The 16,213-nt window shown below is 61.0% G+C and carries 16 protein-coding genes; 13 read left to right on the top strand and 3 right to left on the bottom strand.

The annotated features are described in order from the left end of the window. Positions 1-173: 173 nt before the first annotated feature. From HU762_RS14490 to hisC, 10 genes are all read left to right on the top strand, one after another. Complete coding sequence (locus tag HU762_RS14490) at positions 174-983, top strand: ATP-binding cassette domain-containing protein (RefSeq protein ID WP_186613426.1); 810 nt, start codon at positions 174-176, stop codon at positions 981-983. Continuing rightward, on the top strand, positions 983-1,780 hold the full coding sequence (mlaE, locus tag HU762_RS14495; protein WP_186638057.1) for a lipid asymmetry maintenance ABC transporter permease subunit MlaE: 798 nt from the start codon (positions 983-985) through the stop codon (positions 1,778-1,780). The genes HU762_RS14490 and mlaE overlap by 1 nt, the downstream gene beginning before the upstream one ends. Next, positions 1,780-2,247, top strand: coding sequence for an outer membrane lipid asymmetry maintenance protein MlaD (mlaD, locus tag HU762_RS14500; RefSeq protein ID WP_186613429.1), 468 nt, complete (start codon positions 1,780-1,782; stop codon positions 2,245-2,247). The genes mlaE and mlaD overlap by 1 nt, the downstream gene beginning before the upstream one ends. Before the next feature lie 11 nt (positions 2,248-2,258). Next, the gene (locus tag HU762_RS14505; protein ID WP_186613431.1) at positions 2,259-2,912 is read left to right on the top strand and encodes an ABC transporter substrate-binding protein; all 654 of its coding nucleotides are present in this window, start codon (positions 2,259-2,261) and stop codon (positions 2,910-2,912) included. 8 nt (positions 2,913-2,920) lie between these two features. Then, positions 2,921-3,226: an STAS domain-containing protein gene (locus HU762_RS14510; RefSeq protein ID WP_186638059.1), complete on the top strand. Its 306-nt coding sequence runs from the start codon at positions 2,921-2,923 to the stop codon at positions 3,224-3,226. A 115-nt stretch (positions 3,227-3,341) separates the two neighbouring features. Next, the gene (locus tag HU762_RS14515; protein ID WP_007953556.1) at positions 3,342-3,581 is read left to right on the top strand and encodes a BolA family protein; all 240 of its coding nucleotides are present in this window, start codon (positions 3,342-3,344) and stop codon (positions 3,579-3,581) included. 22 nt (positions 3,582-3,603) lie between these two features. Further along, positions 3,604-4,869, top strand: coding sequence for a UDP-N-acetylglucosamine 1-carboxyvinyltransferase (gene murA, locus HU762_RS14520; protein WP_186613432.1), 1,266 nt, complete (start codon positions 3,604-3,606; stop codon positions 4,867-4,869). A gap of 127 nt (positions 4,870-4,996) precedes the next feature. After that, complete coding sequence (hisG, locus tag HU762_RS14525) at positions 4,997-5,632, top strand: ATP phosphoribosyltransferase (RefSeq protein ID WP_053178222.1); 636 nt, start codon at positions 4,997-4,999, stop codon at positions 5,630-5,632. Positions 5,633-5,756: 124 nt separating this feature from the next. After that, positions 5,757-7,094 (top strand): histidinol dehydrogenase, encoded by a 1,338-nt coding sequence (gene hisD, locus HU762_RS14530; RefSeq protein ID WP_186638061.1) that lies wholly within the window; start codon positions 5,757-5,759, stop codon positions 7,092-7,094. A gap of 1 nt (position 7,095) precedes the next feature. Next, on the top strand, positions 7,096-8,148 hold the full coding sequence (gene hisC / locus HU762_RS14535; RefSeq protein WP_186638063.1) for a histidinol-phosphate transaminase: 1,053 nt from the start codon (positions 7,096-7,098) through the stop codon (positions 8,146-8,148). A gap of 50 nt (positions 8,149-8,198) precedes the next feature. On the opposite strand, the gene HU762_RS14540 is transcribed toward hisC, so the two are convergent. The 3 genes from HU762_RS14540 to algW form a co-directional block, all read right to left on the bottom strand. After that, positions 8,199-8,918, bottom strand: a complete 720-nt coding sequence (locus HU762_RS14540) for a DUF4198 domain-containing protein (RefSeq protein ID WP_186638065.1) — start codon at positions 8,916-8,918, stop codon at positions 8,199-8,201. A 12-nt stretch (positions 8,919-8,930) separates the two neighbouring features. Further along, positions 8,931-11,033 carry a TonB-dependent siderophore receptor gene (locus HU762_RS14545; RefSeq protein ID WP_186638067.1) on the bottom strand — a complete coding sequence of 701 codons (2,103 nt, stop codon included), beginning with the start codon at positions 11,031-11,033 and terminating at the stop codon, positions 8,931-8,933. Between the two features lie 147 nt (positions 11,034-11,180). Next, the gene (gene algW / locus HU762_RS14550) at positions 11,181-12,341 is read right to left on the bottom strand and encodes a Do family serine endopeptidase AlgW (RefSeq protein ID WP_186638075.1); all 1,161 of its coding nucleotides are present in this window, start codon (positions 12,339-12,341) and stop codon (positions 11,181-11,183) included. A gap of 105 nt (positions 12,342-12,446) precedes the next feature. Between algW and HU762_RS14555 the strand changes: the two genes are divergently transcribed. The 3 genes from HU762_RS14555 to cysN all read left to right on the top strand — a co-directional run bounded on the left by HU762_RS14555 (position 12,447) and on the right by cysN (position 16,176). Then, entirely contained in the window at positions 12,447-13,205 is a 759-nt protein-coding gene (locus HU762_RS14555; protein ID WP_186638085.1) for a Nif3-like dinuclear metal center hexameric protein, read from the top strand. A 145-nt stretch (positions 13,206-13,350) separates the two neighbouring features. Continuing rightward, complete coding sequence (gene cysD / locus HU762_RS14560; protein WP_030139871.1) at positions 13,351-14,268, top strand: sulfate adenylyltransferase subunit CysD; 918 nt, start codon at positions 13,351-13,353, stop codon at positions 14,266-14,268. 9 nt (positions 14,269-14,277) lie between these two features. Further along, positions 14,278-16,176 (top strand): sulfate adenylyltransferase subunit CysN, encoded by a 1,899-nt coding sequence (cysN, locus tag HU762_RS14565; protein ID WP_186638086.1) that lies wholly within the window; start codon positions 14,278-14,280, stop codon positions 16,174-16,176. The last annotated feature ends 37 nt before the right edge of the window (positions 16,177-16,213 follow it).

The following is a 16,213-nucleotide window of genomic DNA, read 5'->3' on the forward strand; positions in this document are numbered from 1 at the left end:
GGACATAAAATGTGGCGTTTTATCTCTGGTCTGGCTTAACGGGCAAGGGGTTGGCCTTGGGCGCCTGGCGGTTGCAGTGATATAGTTCGCCGCCGGTTCGTGTGCCCGGTGGTGCCGGCGTTTGTCGGCTGGCCGGGGCATTCGAATATGAGGCTGCATCGCAAGGAGTTTAGATGAGTGCCGACAACGCCTACGCGGTCGAGCTGAAGGGACTGTCCTTCAAGCGAGGGACGCGCAGCATTTTCAATGACATCGATATTCGTATCCCGCGCGGCAAGGTGACCGGCATCATGGGTCCTTCCGGCTGCGGAAAGACCACGCTGCTGCGGCTGATGGGCGCACAACTGCGCCCCAGCGCCGGCGAAGTCTGGGTCAACGGCCAGAACCTTCCGCAGTTATCGCGCGGCGACCTGTTCGATGCGCGCAAGCATATGGGCGTGCTGTTCCAGAGCGGTGCCCTGTTCACTGACCTTGATGTATTCGAGAACGTGGCGTTTCCCCTGCGGGTCCATACGGAGCTGCCGGAAGAGATGATTCGCGACATCGTCCTGCTCAAATTGCAGGCCGTCGGGCTGCGGGGTGCCCTGGAACTGATGCCGGACGAGTTGTCTGGCGGCATGAAGCGGCGGGTGGCCTTGGCCCGGGCGATCGCCCTCGACCCGAAAATCCTGATGTACGACGAACCCTTCGTTGGGCAGGACCCCATTGCCATGGGCGTGCTCGTGCGCCTGATCCGCCTGCTCAACGATGCGTTGGGCATCACCAGTATCGTGGTCTCCCATGACCTGGCCGAAACCGCGAGCATCGCCGACTACATCTATGTTGTAGGCGATGGTCAGGTGCTGGGGCAGGGCACGCCCCAGGAGTTGCTGGATTCGGACAATCCGCGCATTCGCCAATTCATGAAAGGTGATCCGGACGGCCCGGTGGCGTTCCATTTTCCGGCCACGGATTACCGTACCGATCTGCTGGGGAAGCGCTGATGCGCAAGACATCATTAATAGAAAGAGTCCGCCTGTTCGGCCGCTCAGGTATCGACGTAGTGGCGGTGCTGGGGCGTTCCTCGCTGTTCCTCATGCATGCCTTGCTGGGGCGCAGTTCGACCGGTGGTGGTTTTGGCCTGTTGGTCAAGCAGCTGCATTCGGTGGGGGTGATGTCCCTCGTGATCATCGTGGTCTCCGGGATCTTCATCGGCATGGTGCTGGCACTCCAGGGCTTCAGCATATTGTCCAGCTACGGGTCGGAGCAGGCGGTCGGGCAGATGGTTGCGCTGACATTGCTGCGGGAACTCGGGCCGGTGGTGACGGCGTTGCTGTTCGCCGGGCGTGCCGGTTCGGCGCTGACGGCCGAAATCGGTAACATGAAGTCCACCGAGCAGTTGTCCAGCCTGGAAATGATTGGCGTCGACCCGCTCAAGTACATTATTGCCCCGCGCCTGTGGGCCGGCTTCATTTCCCTGCCGGTGCTGGCGATGATCTTCAGCGTCGTGGGGATCTGGGGCGGCTCATGGGTGGCCGTCGATTGGCTGGGGGTCTATGAAGGCTCCTATTGGGCCAACATGCAGAACAGCGTCGATTTTCTCGACGATGTGCTCAACGGTGTGATCAAGAGTGCCGTATTCGCTTTCGTGGTGACCTGGATTGCCGTGTTTCAAGGTTATGACTGTGAGCCCACGTCAGAGGGGATCAGCCGTGCCACAACCAAGACCGTGGTCTACGCCTCGTTGGCCGTCCTGGGCCTTGACTTTATTCTGACCGCCTTGATGTTTGGAGATTTCTGATGCAAAACCGCACCCTGGAAATCGGTGTCGGCCTTTTCTTGCTGGCTGGCATCCTGGCTTTGCTGCTGCTGGCCCTGCGGGTCAGTGGACTGGCGCCGACCGCGAGCACCGATACTTATAAACTTTATGCTTATTTTGACAATATCGCCGGTTTGACGGTCAGAGCCAAGGTGACCATGGCCGGTGTGACCATCGGCAAGGTCACGGCAATCGATCTGGACCGCGACAGTTTCACTGGCCGGGTAACGCTGCAGTTGGAAAAACGCGTGGATAATCTGCCGACCGACTCCACTGCATCTATCCTCACGGCTGGGCTGCTGGGCGAGAAATACATCGGTATCAGCGTGGGCGGGGAAGATTCCCTGCTCAAGGACGGCGGGACCATCCACGATACGCAGTCGTCGCTGGTGCTTGAGGACCTGATCGGTAAATTCCTGCTCAATACCGTTAGCAAAGACGCCAAATGAGGAGCTTTTGAATGATCTCTATCCTACGACGCAGCCTGCTGGTCCTGTTGGCGGCACTGCCGCTGATGGGCAATGCCGTGGCGGCGCCTTCGGCGCACGACATCATCAAGACGACGACTGACCAGTTGTTGGCGGATCTTTCGGCCAACAAGGAAAAGTACAAGCAGGACCCGAGCGCGTTCTATGAGTCCTTGAACCGGATTGTCGGGCCGGTTGTGGACGCTGACGGCATTTCCAAGAGCATCATGACCGTCAAGTACTCGCGCAAGGCTACGCCTGCGCAGATGACCCGCTTCCAGGAAAACTTCAAGCGCAGCCTGTTCCAGTTCTATGGCAACGCCTTGCTTGAGTACAACAATCAGGGCATCACCGTCGACCCGGCCAAGGATGAGTCAGGCGAACGCACCAGCGTCGGCATGACGGTCAAGGGCAACAACGGCGCCGTCTACCCTGTGTCCTACACACTCGAGAAGATCAATGGCGAGTGGAAGGTACGTAACGTGATCATTAATGGCATCAACATCGGCAAGCTGTTCCGCGATCAATTCGCCGATGCGATGCAGCGCAATGGTAATGACCTGGAAAAGACCATCAATGGTTGGGCCGGTGAGGTCGCCAAGGCAAAGGAAGTTGCCGAAGATGCCCAAGAGAAGCAGCAACAATGAACGAGTCGGTGAGTGAGTCAGCCGTGCGCCTGGGCGAGTCCGGCGAGCTGCTGCTCAGCGGCGTGCTGGATTACCGTACCGGCCCGGGCTTGCGCAAGCAGGGCCAGGCGCTGATCAAGTCCGCCAAGACCGCCGAGTTGGTGATCGATTGCTCAGGCGTGCAGAAGTCCAGCAGCGTCGGCCTGTCGCTGCTGCTGTGCTTCATGCGAGACGCCAAGGAAGCCGGCAAAACGTGGAGCATCCGTGGGATGCCCGAAGACATGCGCGAAATAGCCCAGGTCAGCGAGCTGACCGAGCTGTTGGCGCACCCCTGACCCACATTGTTGGAAAGGCCCCTCTGTCAGAGTCCTGCTTCGCGGGGTTCGCAGGCGCGGGGCTTTTTTGTATGATGTGCGACCCGTGCGCACAGGGCGCCGATTGAGGTTGAGCATGCAGGCTGTAGAAGTGAAGAGCTTCCTTGAAGGAAAGCTGCCTGGTACGCAGGTGGAAGTTGAAGGCGAAGGCTGCAACTTCCAGCTGAATGTAATCAGCGATGAACTGGCGGCGTTGAGCCCAGTGAAGCGTCAGCAGAGCATCTATGCCCATTTGAACCCATGGATCGCCGATGGCAGCATCCACGCGGTCACGATGAAATTTTTCAGCAGCGCGGCCTGGGCCGAGCGCACCTGAGCCCAAGGGCCTCGAGATTCTTATGGATAAACTGATTATTACCGGCGGCGTTCGTCTTGATGGCGAAATCCGTATTTCCGGGGCAAAGAACTCCGCCCTGCCGATCCTGGCCGCGACCCTGCTGTGCGACGGTCCCGTGACCGTGGCCAACCTGCCGCACCTGCACGACATCACCACGATGATCGAGCTGTTCGGGCGCATGGGCATCGAGCCGGTGATCGACGAGAAGCTCAGCGTCGAAATCGACCCGCGTACCATCAAGACCCTGATCGCCCCGTACGAACTGGTGAAGACCATGCGTGCGTCGATCCTGGTGCTGGGCCCGATGGTCGCTCGTTTCGGTGAAGCCGAAGTCGCGTTGCCTGGCGGTTGCGCCATCGGTTCGCGTCCGGTGGACCTGCATATCCGTGGCCTGGAAGCCATGGGCGCGATCATCGATGTCGAGGGCGGCTACATCAAGGCCAAGGCCCCTGAAGGCGGCCTGCGCGGGGCGAATTTTTTCTTCGACACCGTTAGCGTGACCGGTACCGAAAACATCATGATGGCCGCCGCCTTGGCCAAGGGCCGCAGCGTGCTGCAAAACGCCGCCCGTGAGCCGGAAGTCGTCGACCTGGCGAACTTCCTGATCGCCATGGGGGCCAAGATCACTGGCGCCGGCACTGATACCATCACTATCGATGGCGTCGAGCGCCTGCATTCGGCCACCTACAAAGTGATGCCGGACCGGATCGAAACCGGTACCTACCTGGTGGCCGCTGCTGTCACCGGTGGCCGCGTCAAGGTCAAGGACACTGATCCGACCATTCTCGAAGCCGTCCTCGAAAAACTCAAGGAAGCCGGTGCCGAAGTCACCTGCGGCGAAGACTGGATCGAAGTGAACATGCACGGCAAGCGGCCTAAAGCCGTCAACGTGCGGACCGCGCCTTATCCGGCGTTCCCGACCGACATGCAGGCGCAGTTCATCTCCCTCAACGCCATTGCCGAAGGCACCGGTGCGGTGATCGAGACGATCTTCGAAAACCGCTTCATGCACGTCTATGAGTTGCACCGCATGGGCGCCAAGATTCAGGTCGAAGGCAACACCGCCATCGTCACCGGGACCGAGAAGCTCAAGGGCGCGCCAGTCATGGCCACCGACCTGCGGGCCTCGGCCAGCCTGGTGATCTCGGCCCTGGTGGCCGAAGGCGATACCCTCATCGACCGCATCTACCACATTGACCGTGGCTACGAGTGCATCGAAGAGAAACTGCAGATGCTCGGCGCCAAGATCCGTCGCGTACCGGGCTAGTTCCGGCTGCATGGGCACAAGGATGTGCCGTTGATTTCGTTTCAGTCGAGGGTGTTTGCACCCTCGATGTGTGTCCGGCGCCGCTTGCGACCGGGCATGAGTACCTTGATAAGGACTGACGCTTCCCATGTTGACCATCGCACTGTCCAAGGGCCGTATCCTCGACGACACCCTGCCGCTTCTGGCTGAAGCGGGCATCGTGCCGACCGAGAATCCGGACAAGAGCCGCAAGCTGATCATCCCCACGACCCAGGCCGATGTGCGCTTGCTGATCGTGCGCGCCACCGATGTGCCAACCTACGTTGAACATGGCGCCGCTGATCTTGGGGTGGCCGGTAAGGACGTGTTGATGGAATACGGTGGCCAGGGCTTGTACGAGCCGCTGGACCTGCAGATCGCTCGCTGCAAGCTGATGACCGCCGGTAAAGTCGGCGCACCTGAGCCCAAGGGGCGCCTGCGGGTGGCGACCAAGTTCGTCAACATTGCCAAGCGTTACTACGCCGAGCAGGGCCGTCAGGTCGATATCATCAAGTTGTACGGTTCGATGGAGCTGGCGCCGCTGATCGGCCTGGCGGACAAGATCATCGACGTCGTCGACACCGGCAATACCTTGCGGGCCAATGGCCTGGAGCCCCAGGATTTCATCGCGGACGTCACCTCCCGGCTGATCGTCAACAAGGCTTCGATGAAAATGCAGCACGCCCGTATCCAGGCTTTGATCGATACCCTGCGCAAGGCAGTGGAATCGCGACACCGCGGCTGATTCACCTGCGCGACCTTAGCGTCGCGCCCGTCTATCCGCGTCATAGCCAATTTTCTCAGGTGCCCACGCGAATGGACTGGTAGCTTAGGGCGCCTGAGCATTTGCCATTAATGAGGCCCTCGCTATGACCGCTCCCACTTCGATTCGCCGACTCAACGCTGCCGACCCGGATTTCGCTCATCATCTGGATCATCTGCTGAGCTGGGAGAGTGTGTCTGACGACTCGGTCAATGAGCGGGTGCTGGGCATCATCAAGGCCGTTCGCGAGCGTGGCGATGCCGCGTTGGTGGAGTTCACGCAGAAGTTCGACGGCTTGCAAGTCGCCTCGATGGCCGACCTGATCCTGCCGCGCGAGCGTCTGGAGCTGGCACTGACTCGGATCACCGTGCCTCAGCGCGAGGCCTTGGAAAAAGCCGCGTCCCGGGTGCGCAGCTACCACGAAAGGCAGAAACAGGACTCCTGGAGCTACACCGAAGCCGACGGCACGGTGCTGGGCCAGAAGGTCACGCCGCTGGACCGTGCGGGGCTTTACGTCCCGGGCGGCAAGGCTTCCTATCCGTCCTCGGTATTGATGAACGCCATCCCGGCCAAGGTTGCCGGAGTGACCGAGGTGGTCATGGTCGTACCGACCCCGCGCGGTGAAATCAACGAACTGGTGTTGGCCGCCGCCTGCATTGCCGGCGTCGACCGGGTGTTCACCATCGGTGGTGCCCAAGCCGTGGCTGCGTTGGCCTATGGCACCGAAAGCGTGCCGAGGGTCGACAAAGTGGTCGGGCCGGGCAATATCTATGTCGCCACCGCCAAGCGCCACGTGTTTGGCCAAGTGGGTATAGACATGATCGCCGGCCCTTCGGAAATCCTCGTGGTGTGCGACGGCCAGACCGATCCGGACTGGATTGCCATGGACCTGTTTTCCCAGGCGGAGCATGACGAAGATGCCCAGGCGATCCTGGTCAGCCCGGACGCCGAGTTCCTCGACAAGGTCGCTGCCAGCATCGACAAGCTGCTGCCGACCATGGATCGCGCCGAGATCATCAACACCTCGATCAATGGGCGTGGAGCGCTGATCAAGGTCGAGGACATGGAGCAGGCCATCGAGGTCGCCAACCGCATTGCGCCGGAACACCTGGAATTGTCGGTCGCCGACCCGCAGGCCTGGCTGCCGAAGATCCGCCATGCCGGTGCGATCTTCATGGGCCGTCACACGTCCGAGGCGCTGGGCGACTATTGCGCCGGCCCCAACCACGTGCTGCCGACCTCCGGCACCGCACGCTTTTCGTCGCCGCTGGGGGTTTACGACTTCCAGAAGCGCTCGTCGATCATTTTTTGCTCGGAGCAGGGCGCGTCCGAGCTGGGCAAGACCGCTTCCGTGCTGGCCCGCGGCGAATCCCTGAGCGCCCATGCCCGTAGCGCCGAGTACCGCATTCTTGACGAGCCATCCACTGAAGGGCAGGGGAACTGAAATGAGTAAATTCTGGAGCCCGTTCGTCAAGAACCTGGTGCCCTACGTGCCGGGCGAACAGCCGAAGTTGACCCGCCTGGTCAAGCTCAATACCAACGAGAATCCGTACGGCCCATCGCCCAAGGCCCTGGCGGCGATGCAGACCGAGTTGAACGACAACCTGCGCCTGTACCCTGACCCTAACAGCGATCTCTTGAAGAATGCCGTGGCCCGCTATTACGGCGTGCAGGCCAACCAGGTATTCCTGGGCAATGGCTCGGACGAGGTGTTGGCGCACATTTTCCACGGCCTGCTGCAACACGAGGGGCCGCTACTGTTCCCGGACATCAGCTACAGTTTTTATCCGGTGTATTGCGGGCTCTACGGCATCAAGTTCGAGGCGGTGCCACTGGACGAACAATTCCAGATCGACCCGGCGGACTACACCAAACCCAATGGCGGGATCATTTTCCCCAACCCCAACGCGCCGACCGGCTGCCTGTTGGCGCTGGAAGCGATCGAGCAGATCCTCAAGGCGAACCCGGATTCGGTGGTGGTGGTCGACGAGGCCTACATCGACTTTGGCGGCGAGACGGCCATCAGCCTGGTGGATCGTTATCCGAACCTGCTGGTCACCCAGACGCTTTCCAAGTCTCGTTCGCTGGCGGGGCTGCGGGTGGGGCTGGCGGTGGGCCATCCGGAGCTGATCGAAGCGCTGGAGCGAATCAAGAACAGCTTCAACTCCTATCCCCTGGATCGCCTGGCAAATGTCGGCGGCGCGGCAGCGTTCGACGACCGTGAGTACTTTGACCAGACCTGTCGGTTGGTCATCGAGCACCGTGAATGGGTGGTGGCGCAATTGGCAGCCAAGGGTTTTGAAGTGCTACCGTCGTCGGCGAACTTCATCTTCGCCCGTCATCCCCGGCACGACGCGGCGGGGCTGGCGGCGAAATTGCGCGAGCAAGGCGTGATTGTTCGGCACTTCAAGCAAGAGCGCATTGCGCAGTTCCTGCGGATCAGCATCGGTACGCCGGAGCAGAACCAGGCCCTGATCGAAGCCTTGGGCGAACTCTAAACACCTGCGGTCGCTGTGGGAGCGTATCTGCTCCCACAGCTCTTGGTGTCCTATTCGTGGTGCGGTTCGCCAAGGAATGTCAGCGAGGTGAACACGCCGCGCGTCGCCACGTCCTTGTTGTCCTTGAGCGGGATTTCCATGCTCGCGGCGATCACGTTCAAACCTTCATTGCGCACCAGCACTTTGGCCCGACCTTGCGCATCGGTCTCAGTGCTCACGGTATTCGGCGCGCTGCGATAGTCCCCCACCAGTTTCACCCCAGCCGCCGGTTTGCCATCGAGCAGCACCCGCACCGGCAGTGACTGGCCGGGGCCGACGGTCAGCGGGTCGACTTCCGGCACGATCACGAACTTGATCGGATCCAGCTTCGGCAGTTTCGCCCCCGGCTCATAGATCGCCAGGCTGTATTTGAACGTCTGCGTCGACTCAATCGCGCCGGGCACTTTGCTGCGGCCTTCGTTGATCCACTTTTTGTCAGCCGTCTGCGACCACATCCCGTTGTCCAGGGCGACGGCCAGCACGGCCGGTGGCTTGAGCGGTTGCAGGCGCGCGTGGTCCGGCAGACGCTCCACCGTGACGGGGATCATCTTGCCGCCCAGGTCGTAGGCCCAGGCGCCGCTGATTTTCTTCGCCTTGAAGGCATTGTCTTCGGCGCCGTGGCCGTAGATCACTTCAATGTTGCCGCGGCGTTGTTCGGTCCACAGGCCATGGGCCGAGGCCTGGGTGGCGAGAAACAGGCCGAGCAGGGCGAAGGTCTTGGGGTATTTCATGCTGACTTCCTTTTACAGATCGAGGGTGAGGCTGACAGTGAAGTTGCGCGGGTCGCCGGGTGTGACCCAGTAATTGCTGTAGGAGCGTTCGTAGTACTTTTCGTCGAACACGTTGTTCAGGTTCAGGCCGACGGTGACGTTATCGCTGGCCTTGTAATGGGCCAGCAGGTCCACGGTGTGGTAGGCCGGCAGTTCGAAATCCTTGCCGGCTTCGCCCGAGCGATCACCGACATAAGTGAACGCTGCACCGAGGTCCGAACCGCGCAGATGCCCGTCCTGGAATTCGTAGACGCCCAGCAGGCTGCCGCTGCGCTTGGCGACACCGAGGATCCGGCTGCCCGTGGGAATTTCCTCGTCACCTTGGGTCACTTCGGCATCGATGTAGGCGAAGGCGCCGATGATGCGCACCGCGTCGGTCACCTGGCCGGTGATCTGCAAATCGATGCCCTGGCTGCGGGCCTCGCCCACGGCGCGGCTGAAATCGGTTCCGGCAACCTGAGTCAGGACGTTTTCCTTTTCTATGTGGAACGCCGCCAGGGTGGCGCTCAACCGGTCATCGAACAGCTCGCTCTTGACCCCGATTTCATAGCCGACACCTTCCTCGGGGTCGAAGGTCTTGTCGTTGGCGTCCAGGCCGTTGTTGGGCTTGAACGAGGTAGAGGCGTTGGCGAACAGCCCGACTTCAGGCGTCAGTTGATACAGCAACCCGGCGCGCTGGGTCAGGGCGTCGTGGCGCTGGCGGCTGGTCACGTCGTTGACGTGGTTGTCGACGCTCTGCTCGAAATGCTCATAGCGCACACCAAGCAGGCCACGCAGCTTGTCGGTGAAGATGATCTGGTCCTGAAGGTTCAGGGCCCGGCTTTTGACATGCTCGAAGAAGTCCGTGCCGGAGCGCACGCCGTTGGGTTTTGGCTGGCCGTAGATCGGGTTGTAGATGTCGATGGGGTAAGCGCCAGCGATGGTGGTCACACGCTCGTTCTTGCGGTAGTCCTCGTATTCCGTGCCGATCAGCAGCTCATGCTGCCAAGGCCCGAGGTCGAATCGGCCACGCAGTTCCAGCTGGGTAATGCTGTCGTGCCAGTTGTTGTCGCGCTCGCGGTAGCGGCGGTTCACGGTGTGGCCGTCGGCGTTCAGCGGGCGCGCTTCGGAGGCGAATCCCCAGAGTTCGCCCTGCTTGTAGTGGCTGGCGAGGCGCAGTTGCCAGTCATCGTTGAGCTGATGCTCAAGGGCGGCCTGAAGCATGTTGTTGTGGTTATCGATGTCGCCGTCGTTGGGTTCGCCCAGGAAGGTCGAACGGGAGACGCCGCTCCAGCGATTGTTTGGCGCGACGATGCCACGGTCGAAAGTCGAGCTGTGGCGCACGATTTCGCTTTCCACCAGCAGTCGGGTGTCGGGGCTCAGTTGCCAACTGATCGAGGGCGCCACGAAGACGCGCTTGCTGTCGACGTGATCGCGGAAGCTGTGGTTGTCCTCCACCGCCAGGTTGACCCGCGACAGGAGGTTGCCTTCAGCGTCCAGTGGCGTGTTGACGTCCAACGCGGTGCGGTAGCGATCCCAACTGCCGGCGCTGGTCTGCAACGTGGTGAAGGCTTCGGGCTGGGGTTTCTTGGTGACAATGTTCACCGTGCCACCGGGATCGCCTCGCCCATAGAGGCTGGCCGCAGGCCCCTTGAGCACCTCGATGCGCTCGATATTGGCGGCGTCCGGCGTGCTGGGATAGCCGCGGTTGGCGCTGAAGCCATCCTTGTAGAATTCTGAAGTGGTGAAGCCGCGCACGCTGTATTCGTACAGCGTCAGCCCGCCGAAGCTGTTCTGTTTCGATACGCCGCCGGCATATTCCAACGCTCGCTCGACGCTGGTGCTGCCCAGATCCTTGAGAACGCTGGCGGGGATCACGCTGATGGATTGCGGGACGTCGCGCAGGGCCGTGTCGGTTTTGGTCGCGCTGGCGGAACGGGTGGCGCGGTAGCCCGAGACGGGGCCAGTGGGGGATTGGTAATTGGACGTGACGTTGATGGCGTCCAGCTCCAGGGGCTGGGTTTCTTCGGCGAAGACCGGATCGCCCAGCAGGCCCAGGGCCAGGCTGGCGAGGGAAATCCGTTTTAAAGATGACATGTTATGTTGTTCCAATTTTAGTATTGAAACAACATAACACTACTAATGAGAATTTATGCTATTCCTGATTTGCAATCCCAACGGGCGGTGCGACGTTTCGCTAAATCCCCTCGCCACAGGGGATTCAGGTCAAAGGAGGGAGGGCGCTTACTGTTCTTCCTTGAGCGCCACCGGTGCCGGCGGTGGACGCAGGCCGATTTCAGCCGTGAGCTTGAGCTCCTTGCCGTTGCGCATCACCTGGACAGTCACCTTGTCGGTGGGCTTGATCCGCGCCACTTGGTTCATCGAGCGGCGGCCATCGCCCGCCGGTTCGCCATCGATGCTCAGGATCACATCGCCCAGCTGCAAGCCGGCCTTCTGCGCCGGGCCGTCGCGGAAGATCCCTGCCACTACGATCCCGGGGCGCCCGGACAAGCCGAAAGACTCCGCCAGTTCCTGGGTCAGCGGTTGCACTTCGATACCCAGCCAGCCACGAATCACCTGGCCGTGTTCGATGATCGACTTCATCACCTCCATCGCCAGTTTCACCGGAATGGCGAAGCCGATGCCCTGGCTGCCGCCGGACTTGGAGAAAATCGCGGTGTTGATCCCGGTGAGGTTGCCGTTGGCATCCACCAGTGCGCCGCCGGAGTTGCCGGGGTTGATCGCGGCGTCGGTCTGGATGAAGTCTTCGTAGTTGTTCAGGCCCAACTGGTTACGGCCGGTGGCGCTGATGATGCCCATGGTCACTGTCTGGCCGACGCCGAACGGGTTACCGATCGCCAGGGTCACGTCGCCGATGCGGATACTGTCGGAACGGCCGATGGTGATCGCCGGCAGGTTTTTCAGATCGATCTTGAGCACGGCGAGGTCGGTTTCCGGATCGCTGCCGATCACCCGCGCCAGGGTCTCACGGCCATCCTTGAGCGCCACGACGATCTGGTCGGCACCGCTGGTGACATGGTTGTTGGTCAGGATATAGCCTTCCGGACTCATGATCACACCCGAACCCAGGCTCGACTCCATGCGTTTCTGCTTGGGCGAGTTGTCGCCGAAAAAACGCCGGAATTGCGGATCTTCGAAGAGCGGGTGGTTGGGTTTGTTGATGACCTTGGTGGTGTAGAGGTTGACCACCGCCGGCGCGGCCAGGGTGACTGCGTCGGCATAGGACACCGGCCCCTGCTGCGGCGCCTTGGTTTGCGGCGCCTGTTGCAGGTTGACGTCCAGGCTTGGCAGCCCGACCCATTCCGGGTAGCGCTGGATAATCAATAGAGCGACAAGCACGCCGGCCAATAGCGGCCAGCCGGAAAAACGCAGCGCCTTGAGCATTAAGCACGTCCTACGATGGTTGCAGGCGGGATGAGACCGCCCATAATGTCGCGCATTATACGAGGCCGCGCGCGCCTCTGAACGGGATATTTAGGAGTCTTTTTGATGGCCGTCGCCCTGAACACCCTGGTTGAAGAAGCGGACCGTTACCTGGCAAGCAGCCGAATTGCCGATTACTGCCCCAATGGATTGCAAGTCGAAGGCGCGCCCCAGGTGATGCGCATCGTCAGCGGCGTGACCGCCAGCCAGGCCTTGCTCGACGCCGCCGTGGAGGCCGATGCCGACTTGGTGCTGGTGCATCATGGTTATTTCTGGAAGGGCGAAAATCCGTGTATTACCGGCATGAAGCAGCGTCGCCTCAAGACGTTGCTCAAGCACGATATCAGCCTGCTGGCCTATCACTTGCCACTCGATTTGCACCCCGAGGTCGGCAATAACGTGCAACTGGCCCGGCAGTTGGATATCACCGTCGAAGGGCCGCTGGATCCGGATAATCCGAAAATCGTCGGCTTGGTCGGCTCCTTGTCCGAGCCGATGACGCCGCGGGATTTCGCCCGCAAGGTCCAAGAGGTCATGGGCCGCGAGCCGTTGTTGGTCGAAAGCGAGCAAATGATCCGTCGCGTCGGCTGGTGCACTGGCGGGGGGCAGGGCTATATCGATCAGGCAGTGCTGGCCGGAGTTGATCTGTACCTCAGTGGCGAGGCGTCCGAGCAGACTTTTCACAGCGCCCGGGAAAACGGCATCAGCTTCATCGCCGCCGGTCACCATGCGACCGAACGCTACGGCGTCCAGGCATTGGGCGACTATCTGGCGCGACGTTTTGCACTGGAACACATCTTTATCGACTGCCCGAACCCCATTTGAGACGCCTTCGGCGCCCGAACCCGCAGGCATATCCATATGCTGTTTCGATCTAGCCGGCGCCCTGATTAGAAGAGGTCGCTGTGCTAGGATTCCCCGCTCGAACACGGCCCGCTGGCCGTTCATAAGAATGTTTTCGTGAGTAGCCATGGTCGACAAACTGACGCATCTGAAACAGCTGGAGGCGGAAAGCATCCACATCATCCGCGAGGTGGCCGCCGAGTTCGACAACCCGGTGATGCTGTACTCCATCGGTAAAGACTCCGCCGTGATGCTGCACCTGGCACGCAAGGCGTTTTTCCCCGGCAAGCTGCCGTTTCCGGTGATGCACGTCGACACCCGCTGGAAATTCCAGGAAATGTACAAGTTCCGCGACCGCATGGTTGAAGAGCTTGGCCTGGACTTGATCACCCATATCAACCCGGACGGTGTGGCGCAGAATATCAACCCGTTCACCCACGGCAGCGCCAAGCACACCGACATCATGAAGACCGAGGGCCTGAAACAGGCGCTCGACAAGCATGGTTTCGACGCAGCTTTCGGCGGCGCCCGTCGCGATGAAGAGAAGTCCCGCGCCAAGGAGCGCGTCTACTCGTTTCGCGACAGCAAGCACCGCTGGGACCCGAAGAACCAGCGCCCGGAGCTGTGGAACGTCTACAACGGCAAGGTCAACAAGGGCGAATCCATTCGTGTATTCCCGCTGTCGAACTGGACCGAACTGGACATCTGGCAGTACATCTACCTCGAAGGCATCCCGATCGTGCCGCTGTATTTCGCCGCCGAGCGCGAAGTGATCGAGAAGAACGGCACACTGATCATGATCGACGACGAGCGCATCCTCGAGCACCTGTCCGACGAAGACAAAGCCCGCATCGTCAAGAAGAAAGTGCGTTTCCGTACCCTTGGCTGCTACCCGTTGACGGGCGCGGTGGAGTCCGAGGCCGAAAGCCTCACGGACATCATTCAGGAAATGCTCCTGACGCGAACTTCCGAGCGCCAGGGCCGGGTCATCGACCACGATGGCGCAGGCTCGATGGAAGATAAGAAACGTCAGGGTTATTTCTAAGGGGTTGTCATGTCGCACGCATCTGATTTGATCAGCGAGGACATCCTCGCTTACCTGGGCCAGCACGAGCGTAAAGAACTGCTGCGCTTCTTGACCTGCGGTAACGTCGATGACGGCAAGAGCACCCTGATCGGGCGCCTGCTGCACGACTCCAAGATGATCTACGAAGATCACCTGGAAGCAATCACCCGCGATTCGAAGAAAGTCGGCACCACCGGTGACGACATCGACCTGGCATTGCTGGTCGACGGCCTGCAGGCCGAGCGCGAGCAAGGCATCACCATCGATGTCGCCTACCGCTATTTCTCCACCGCCAAGCGCAAATTCATCATCGCCGATACCCCCGGCCATGAGCAGTACACCCGCAACATGGCCACCGGTGCCTCCACCTGTGACCTGGCGATCATCCTGGTGGACGCCCGCTACGGTGTGCAGACCCAGACCCGTCGCCACAGCTTCATCGCCTCGTTGCTGGGCATCAAGCACATCGTTGTCGCCATCAACAAGATGGACCTCAAGGACTTCGACCAAGGCGTGTTCGAGTCGATCAAGGCCGACTACCTGAAGTTCGCCGAAGGCTTGAAGTTGAAGCCCACCAGCATGCACTTCGTGCCGATGTCGGCCCTCAAGGGCGACAACGTGGTGAACAAGTCCGAGCGCTCGCCGTGGTACACCGGCCAGTCGCTGATGGAAATCCTCGAGACCGTGGAAGTGGCGGGCGACCGTAACTTCACCGACCTGCGTTTCCCCGTGCAGTACGTCAACCGTCCGAACCTGAACTTTCGCGGTTTCGCCGGCACCCTCGCCAGCGGCGTCGTGCACAAGGGCGACGAAGTGGTGGTGCTGCCGTCCGGCAAGAGCAGCCGCGTGAAATCCATCGTTACTTTCGAAGGCGAACTGGAGCACGCAGGCCCAGGTCAGGCCGTAACCCTGACCATGGAAGACGAGATCGACATCTCCCGTGGCGACTTGCTGGTGCACGCCGATAACGTGCCGCCGGTCACCGACAGCTTCGAAGCGATGCTCGTGTGGATGGCCGAAGAGCCAATGCTCCCCGGCAAGAAATACGACATCAAGCGCGCCACCAGTTATGTGCCGGGCTCGATTGCCAGCATCGTCAACAAGGTCGATGTGAACACGCTCGAGGAAGGCCCGGCCAGCGCGCTGCAACTCAACGAAATCGGCAAGGTGAAGATCGCCTTGGACGCGCCGATTGCCCTGGACGGCTACGAGAGCAACCGCACCACCGGCGCCTTCATCATCATCGATCGCCTGACCAACGGCACCGTTGGCGCGGGCATGATCGTCGCCCAGCCACTGGCCCATGGCAGCAGCACGCATCACGGCAAACTGGCCCATGTGTCGGTGGAAGAGCGCGCCCAGCGCTTCGGCCAGCAACCGGCCACGGTGTTGTTCAGCGGCTTGTCCGGCGCGGGCAAGAGCACGCTGGCCTACGCCGTGGAGCGCAAGCTGTTCGACCTGGGCCGTGCGGTGTTCGTGCTCGATGGCCAGAACCTGCGTCATGACCTGAACAAAGGCCTGCCGCAGGATCGTACCGGGCGTACCGAGAACTGGCGTCGTGCGGCTCACGTCGCACGTCAGTTCAACGAAGCCGGCCTGCTGACCCTCGCCGCGTTCGTTGCGCCGAGTGCCGAAGGGCGTGAGCAGGCCAAGGACCTGATCGGCAGGGAGCGTCTGCTGACGGTCTACGTCCAGGCGTCGCCAGCGGTGTGCGCCCAACGCGATCCGCAAGGGCTGTACGCCGCTGCCGGCGATAACATCCCGGGCGAGTCCTTCCCGTACGACGTGCCGCTGGACGCCGACCTGGTGATCGACACCCAGTCGCTGACGTTGGAGGAAAGCGTCAAGCAGGTGCTGGAGCTGCTACGCAAGCACGGGGCGATCTAAAGAAAGCCGCTGCAAATCAAAAGCCCGCCGATGAGTG

It is taken from the genome of Pseudomonas sp. SWRI92 (assembly GCF_014268685.1).
In the GTDB taxonomy this organism is placed as follows: Bacteria; Pseudomonadota; Gammaproteobacteria; order Pseudomonadales; family Pseudomonadaceae; genus Aquipseudomonas; species Aquipseudomonas marvdashtae.

Excerpts from the sequence above, each read along its gene's own strand:
- HU762_RS14515 (WP_007953556.1), top strand. The coding sequence starts at position 3,342 with ATGCAGGCTGTAGAAGTGAAGAGCTTCCTTGAAGGAAAGCTGCCTGGT.
- algW (WP_186638075.1), bottom strand. The coding sequence starts at position 12,341 with ATGCTCAAGGCGCTGCGTTTTTCCGGCTGGCCGCTATTGGCCGGCGTG.
- HU762_RS14545 (WP_186638067.1), bottom strand. The coding sequence starts at position 11,033 with ATGTCATCTTTAAAACGGATTTCCCTCGCCAGCCTGGCCCTGGGCCTG.
- murA (WP_186613432.1), top strand. The coding sequence starts at position 3,604 with ATGGATAAACTGATTATTACCGGCGGCGTTCGTCTTGATGGCGAAATC.
- HU762_RS14490 (WP_186613426.1), top strand. The coding sequence starts at position 174 with ATGAGTGCCGACAACGCCTACGCGGTCGAGCTGAAGGGACTGTCCTTC.
- hisG (WP_053178222.1), top strand. The coding sequence starts at position 4,997 with ATGTTGACCATCGCACTGTCCAAGGGCCGTATCCTCGACGACACCCTG.
- hisC (WP_186638063.1), top strand. The coding sequence starts at position 7,096 with ATGAGTAAATTCTGGAGCCCGTTCGTCAAGAACCTGGTGCCCTACGTG.
- HU762_RS14505 (WP_186613431.1), top strand. The coding sequence starts at position 2,259 with ATGATCTCTATCCTACGACGCAGCCTGCTGGTCCTGTTGGCGGCACTG.
- hisD (WP_186638061.1), top strand. The coding sequence starts at position 5,757 with ATGACCGCTCCCACTTCGATTCGCCGACTCAACGCTGCCGACCCGGAT.
- HU762_RS14540 (WP_186638065.1), bottom strand. The coding sequence starts at position 8,918 with ATGAAATACCCCAAGACCTTCGCCCTGCTCGGCCTGTTTCTCGCCACC.
- HU762_RS14555 (WP_186638085.1), top strand. The coding sequence starts at position 12,447 with ATGGCCGTCGCCCTGAACACCCTGGTTGAAGAAGCGGACCGTTACCTG.
- mlaE (WP_186638057.1), top strand. The coding sequence starts at position 983 with ATGCGCAAGACATCATTAATAGAAAGAGTCCGCCTGTTCGGCCGCTCA.
- cysN (WP_186638086.1), top strand. The coding sequence starts at position 14,278 with ATGTCGCACGCATCTGATTTGATCAGCGAGGACATCCTCGCTTACCTG.
- mlaD (WP_186613429.1), top strand. The coding sequence starts at position 1,780 with ATGCAAAACCGCACCCTGGAAATCGGTGTCGGCCTTTTCTTGCTGGCT.
- cysD (WP_030139871.1), top strand. The coding sequence starts at position 13,351 with ATGGTCGACAAACTGACGCATCTGAAACAGCTGGAGGCGGAAAGCATC.